Annotated in this window: 4 protein-coding genes; all 4 read left to right on the top strand. The window is 72.4% G+C overall.

Annotated elements, in window-relative coordinates:
- The first annotated feature begins 132 nt into the window (after nt 1-132).
- The 4 genes from DQW06_RS16160 to DQW06_RS16175 all read left to right on the top strand — a co-directional run bounded on the left by DQW06_RS16160 (nt 133) and on the right by DQW06_RS16175 (nt 5,867).
- Entirely contained in the window at nt 133-1,158 is a 1,026-nt protein-coding gene (locus DQW06_RS16160) for an ABC transporter permease (RefSeq protein WP_013153612.1), read from the top strand.
- A 70-nt stretch (nt 1,159-1,228) separates the two neighbouring features.
- Nucleotides 1,229-3,040 (top strand): ABC transporter substrate-binding protein, encoded by a 1,812-nt coding sequence (locus tag DQW06_RS16165; protein WP_071622271.1) that lies wholly within the window; start codon nt 1,229-1,231, stop codon nt 3,038-3,040.
- Nucleotides 3,041-3,454: 414 nt separating this feature from the next.
- The gene (locus DQW06_RS16170; protein ID WP_117198837.1) at nt 3,455-4,813 is read left to right on the top strand and encodes a PP2C family protein-serine/threonine phosphatase; all 1,359 of its coding nucleotides are present in this window, start codon (nt 3,455-3,457) and stop codon (nt 4,811-4,813) included.
- Complete coding sequence (locus DQW06_RS16175) at nt 4,803-5,867, top strand: B12-binding domain-containing protein (RefSeq protein ID WP_117198838.1); 1,065 nt, start codon at nt 4,803-4,805, stop codon at nt 5,865-5,867. Before DQW06_RS16170 ends, DQW06_RS16175 begins: the two co-directional genes overlap by 11 nt.
- The last annotated feature ends 118 nt before the right edge of the window (nt 5,868-5,985 follow it).

The raw sequence follows: 5,985 nt of genomic DNA on the forward strand, positions 1-5,985 counted from the left end.
CCGCTCCGGTCAAGACCGCGCCCGACGCCGCGCGGGGACACCGGCGCGGAGGCTGGAAACCCCCGCGCCACTCGTGCAAACTCTTCGTGTTCCCATAGCTACGAAAAGTCATGTCAACTGGCAGGGGTGCACATGTCCGTGCCGATGGACGCGCCCGAGTCCTCCCAGCACGCCGACCCCGAGGCGGCGGCCGCCGGAGGACGCGGGTCGGCGAACAGGTCCCTGCGCCAGATCGCCTGGCGGCGCTTCCGCAGGGACCGCCTCGGCATGGCCGGGGGCGTCGTCGTCATCCTGCTCATCCTGGTCGCGGTCTTCGCGCCCCTGCTCACCTCCTGGTTCGGCTACCCGCCCAACCAGTTCAACCAGGAGCTGATCGACCCGCTCACCGGCGGCGTCCTGCGCGACCCCGCCGACCCCTCCCTGGGGCTCGACCCCTGGGGCGGTATCAGCGCCGACCACCTGCTCGGCGTGGAACCCGTCAACGGGCGCGACCTGTTCAGCCGCATCGTCCACGGCGCCCGCACCTCCCTGCTGGTCGCCACGGTCGCCACCCTGGTCTGCGTGGTCATCGGCACCGTCCTGGGCATGGTCGCCGGGTACTTCGGCGGCTGGGTCGACACCGTCATCAGCCGGGCCATGGACATCTTCCTGGCCTTCCCGCTGCTGCTCTTCGCCATCGCCCTGGTCGGCGTCATCCCCGACGGCTCCTTCGGCCTGAGCGGCAACGGCCTGCGCATCGGCGTGCTGGTCTTCATCATCGGGTTCTTCAACTGGCCCTACATCGGCCGCATCGTGCGCGGACAGACCCTGACCCTCCGGGAGCGCGAGTTCGTGGAGGCCTCCCGCAGCCTCGGCGCGGGCAGCGCCCACATCGTCTTCCGCGAGATCCTGCCCAACCTCGTCACGCCGATCCTGGTCTACTCCACGCTGCTCATCCCCACCAACATCCTGTTCGAGGCGGCCCTGAGCTTCCTGGGCGTGGGCATCAACCCGCCCATGGCCACCTGGGGCGGCATGCTCGACAACGCCCTGCGCTTCTACACCGTCGCACCGCACTTCGTGCTCATCCCGGGGCTGGCCATCTTCGTCACCGTCCTGGCCTTCAACCTCTTCGGCGACGGGCTGCGCGACGCCTTCGACCCCCGCTCCTCCGACTGACGGGCCGCACCCGTCGCGTGTCCCGGGCCGGGCACCGGCCCCCGCCAGCCAATCCGACCAGGAGGCAAGCTTGACCACCGACCACCACACAGGCGCGGCGCCCTCGCGGCGCCGCGGACGCCGCCGGACGACCGCGACCCTGGCCGCGGGCACGGCCGCGGCGCTGCTGCTGGCCGCCTGCGGGGGCGCGGACGGAGGCGGGGGCGAAGGCGGCCCGGTCGACGCCGAGTTCAACCAGGGCGAGACCGAGGTGGTCAACCCCTCCGACCAGACCGGCGGCACCCTGCGCTACGCCATCTCCTCGGACTTCGACTCACCCGACCCCGGCAACACCTACTACGCGTTCGGCTGGAACTTCAGCCGCTACTACGCGCGCACCCTGCTCACCTACGTCGGGGCGCCCGGCGCGGAGGGCACCGAACTCCAGCCCGACCTGGCCGCGGAGATGCCCCGGCCCAACGAGGACCTCACCGAGTGGACGGTGCCCATCAAGCAGGGGCTGCGCTACGAGGACGGCTCCGAGATCACCGCGCCCGACATCGAGTACGCCATCGCGCGCAGCAACTTCGGCGCCCAGGCCCTGCCCAACGGCCCCAAGTACTTCCAGGACCTGCTGGCCGACAGCGACGACTACGAGGGCCCCTACGCCGACGAGGACGACCCGCTGGCCGGGTTCGACGGGATCGAGACCCCCGACGACCACACCCTGGTCTTCCACCTCAAGGACCCCTTCGCGGAGTTCCCGTACCTGCTCATCCAGCCGCAGACCGCGCCGGTCCCGCCCGAGGCCGACCGCGGTGAGCAGTACCAGAGCCGCGTCGTCTCCTCCGGGCCCTACAAGTTCGACGGCGAGTACCGGCCCGGCGTCTCCCTGAACCTGGTGCGCAACGACCAGTGGGACCCCGCCACCGACCCGACCCGCGAGGCGCTGCCGGACCGGGTCGAGGTGCAGCTGGGAGTGGACCAGAACGAGATCGACCAGCGCCTGGCCAGCGGCGACCTGGACGTGGACCTGGCCGGGGCCGGGGTGGGACCCGCCATGCGGGGCACCCTGCTCACCGACGAGGCGCGCAAGAACAGCGTGGACAACCCGCAGAGCAACACGCTGCGCTACGTCAACATCAGCACCGTCCTGGAACCCCTGGACGACCTGGCCTGCCGTGAGGCGGTCATGTACGCGGCCGACCGCGACGCCCTCCAGCGGGCCTGGGGCGGCGACACCGGCGGCGACATCGCCACCCAGATCATGCCCGCGTCGCTGCCGGGGGCCGATCCCGGCATCGACCTGTACCCCTCACAGGACAACCAGGGCGACCTGGACAAGGCCCGGCAGAAGCTGGAGGAGTGCGGCGAGCCCGACGGGTTCTCCACCTCCATCGGCGTCCGGGCCGACCGGCCCTCCGAGGTGAGCACCGCCGAGGCGCTCCAGCAGGCCCTGGCCAGGGTGGGCATCGAGACGCGGATCAAGCAGTACCCCTCGGACACCTACACCAACACCCAGGCCGGGTCGCCGTCCTTCGTGGAGGACAACGACCTGGGCCTGACCGTGTACGGGTGGGCCCCGGACTGGGCGAGCGGCTACGGCTTCATGAGCAAGATCCTGGACGGCGACGCCATCCAGGACGCGGGCAACGCCAACATCTCGGAGCTGGACGACGAGCGGATCAACGGCTGGTTCGACGAGGTCATCACCGTGCGGGACCCCGAGGAGCGCGCCTCGATCTACACCCGGATCGACCGGCGGGCGATGGAGCAGGCGGCGATCCTGCCCGCGGTGTTCGAGCGCACGGTGCTCTACCGGCCGCCGAACCTGACCAACGTGTACTACCACTCGGGCTACTCCATGTACGACTACATGGCGCTCGGCACCACCCGGGAGTGAGGAACAGCGGGTAGGGCCCCGTGCGGTGCGGGTCGGCAGGCGTCTTCTCCCCTCACCGGGGCAGGTCAGGGGCGGGACAGGGGGCCTGCCGACCCCGCCGGAGCCGGACCGGCGTCGGGGCTGTGGGCCCGCACGATAACACACGGCACTGAAATTTTGTCGGACGGCAACTTTCGCTTCCCGGACCGTGTGTCCGCAGAGTATGGCGGGTAGCGTGGCATACCGGGCGTCGTCTCCCCGCTGCCGGTAGCCCTTGCACCCCCCTGCGCGCTCTCTGCGCCAGCGGTGGAACGACGCTCTGCGGCACCCGCCCACGACCACGCGCGCACCGCGCGTACGTGAACGTGCTCGGTGGAGCCGCCCGCACGGCCCGGCGCGGGCCGTGCGCCGCGACGCGTGGGGAGTGGAACACCAGTGCTTGCTTCGGGGACCAGCGACCGTGCTCCGCTGGAGGGCGACGGGGCCGGGCCGGTCGGCGGACGACGGGCCGGTGCGCTCCCGGCGCCCGCCGCGGTCGCCAGACTCCGCCGCGCCGCCCGCGAGCTGGGCAACATCCTGCACCCGGTCCGCCTCGTGGAGCAGGCGGTGCGCTTCCCGGTACCGGAGGCGGCCCAGACGTGCGCGCTCTTCCTCACCCAGCCCGACGGCTCGGTGCGCTGGACCGCGGCGTTCACCTCCGAGGGCGGTCGCCGCCGCGTCGGAACCGGTGAGGGCGTCTGGGACCGCGGCACGGTGGACGGCGCCGCCTGGCTGAACGAGGTCGTGGACGGGGCGCGCACGGTGGCCGAGCCCACCCCCGGCGACCCCGTCGAGAAGCTCCTCCTGGAACTGGCCGGGTACGACGGCGCGCGGGGCGCGCTGTGCGCCGTGGCCGTCCCCGGCCTGTCCGGAACCGCGGGAGCGCTGCTGTTCCACCGCGCCCACGGGCACTTCGACGCGGCGGACACCAAGGCGCTCACCGAGTATGCCGAACGCGTCGGCTCCGCCCTGGGCGCCGCCCGCATGTACCAGTACCAGGCCCGCACCGCCTCTACCCTCAAGGCCGCGCTGGTCCCCGCGCCCCTGCCCGGCGTCGCGCACGCCTTGCTCGGCGCGGCCTTCCGTTCCGCCGTCGAGGCCGAGCGCATCGGCGGCGACTTCTACCAGGTCAACGAACTGGAGGAGGGCTTCGACTTCTCCTTCGGGGACGTGTGCGGCAAGGGCAACGACGCCGCCCTCCTGACCGGGATGATCCGCCAGTCCCTGGAGGCGCTGCGGCTGGTCGAACAGGACCCCCGGCGGCTCCTGGAACTGCTCAACGTCCTGCTGCTGCGCACCGACCCCGAGAAGTTCAGCACCATGCTCCTCGGACTCGCCAGCCCCCTGCCGGGCGGCGGGCTGCGCATCCGCGCCGCCGGGGGAGGCCATCCGCCCCCGCTCGTCGTGGGCGTGGACGGCACTGTCCGGGAGGTGTCCATCGGGGGCCTGTTCGTGGGCGCGGTGGAGGAGGCCGTCTTCCGGGAGACGGAGTTCACCCTGGCCCCCGGCGAGACGATGGTGGTCTTCAGCGACGGGGTCACCGAGGCGCGCAATCCCCTGCTGGGCGGGGAGATGCTCGGTGAGGAACGCCTGGCCCGGCTGCTCTCCGAGTGCGGGGGCATGCCAGCCCCGGCCGTCTCGGACCGGATCGTCCAGGTGGTCGGGGACTGGCTCGACGGAGGGGAGCACGACGACATCACGGTGCTCACCGTGCAGGCCCGCGCCGTCCGGGGAGGTGTCGCCGGTGACCGCTGACCACGACATCCTGCCGGACGCGGTCGCGCCCGTGTCGCCCGCCGTCGTCGCCGACGACTTCTTCGCGCGCGTACGCGACCTGGACGACGCGGGGGCCCTGGCCGTGGTGCGGGAGGCGCTGGCGGCCGGAGTCGACCACGAGTCGCTGGTCCTGGACGTGATCGCGGTGTCCCAGATGCGCGTGGGAATGATGTGGCAGGCCAACGAACTCTCGGTGGCCAGGGAGCACGCCGCCACCCACATCGGTGAACTCGCCCTGGGCCTGGTCCTCGAACACGGCCTGGCGCGTGTGGCCGGGGAACGCCCCCTGGGTTCGGTGGTGGTGGCCTGCGTCGAGGGGGAGTGGCACGGCCTGCCCGCGCGGCTGCTGGGGGACGTGCTGCGCCTGCGCGGCTGGAGGGTCACCTTCCTCGGGGCGAGCGTGCCCGCCCACCACCTGACCCTGCACCTTCAGGAGACCGCGCCCGACGTGGTGGCGCTGAGCTGTTCCCTGCCCTCGCACCTGGTCAGCGCACACGCCATGATCACCGCCGCCGCGCGGACCGGGGTGCCCGTCATCGCCGGGGGGCGCGGCTTCGGGCCGGACTCCTCCCTCGCGCTCCGGTTGGGCGCGAGCCTGTGGGCGGCCGACGCCCGCTCCGCCGCCGATCTGTTGGAGCGGCGCATGCCGTTGTCGTCCCTGCGGCCCAGGGAGGAGGCGCTGACCCCGGCCGCCGAGTACGCGAGCCTGGTGCAGCGCCGCCGCGACCTGGTGCGGACCGGTGTGGAGCACGCGCGGGCCCTCTACGAGGCCCGGGGCGCCAGCCTGGAGGGCGCGGACCTGGACCGGACGGTCGAGGATTTGGGGCACATCACGGACTTCCTCTTGACGTCGCTGTACGTGGGCGACGGTGCGGTCTTCACCCGTTTCCTGGCGTGGACCCGCGGTGTGCTGGAGGTGCGCGGGGTTCCGGCGGTGGGGGTGGCTCGCGTGCTGGAACTCCTCGAAGGGGAGTTGTTCGACTACCCCGAGACGTGCGCGGCACTGCGCGCGGGGCGGGCCGTGCTCGGCTGAGGTGCCCGCCTGGGCGGGGCGGGCGCCCTTCGCCGCCGTACCAGCGCCACCAGGGTCACCAGTGCCGTACCAGCTCAGGGGGAGGTCGGGGGGTCGGGCTGGTTGAGGAGGGTGGCGA

Origin of the sequence: Nocardiopsis sp. TNDT3 (assembly GCF_003427465.1) — a bacterium.
Taxonomy (GTDB): domain Bacteria; phylum Actinomycetota; class Actinomycetes; order Streptosporangiales; family Streptosporangiaceae; genus Nocardiopsis; species Nocardiopsis dassonvillei.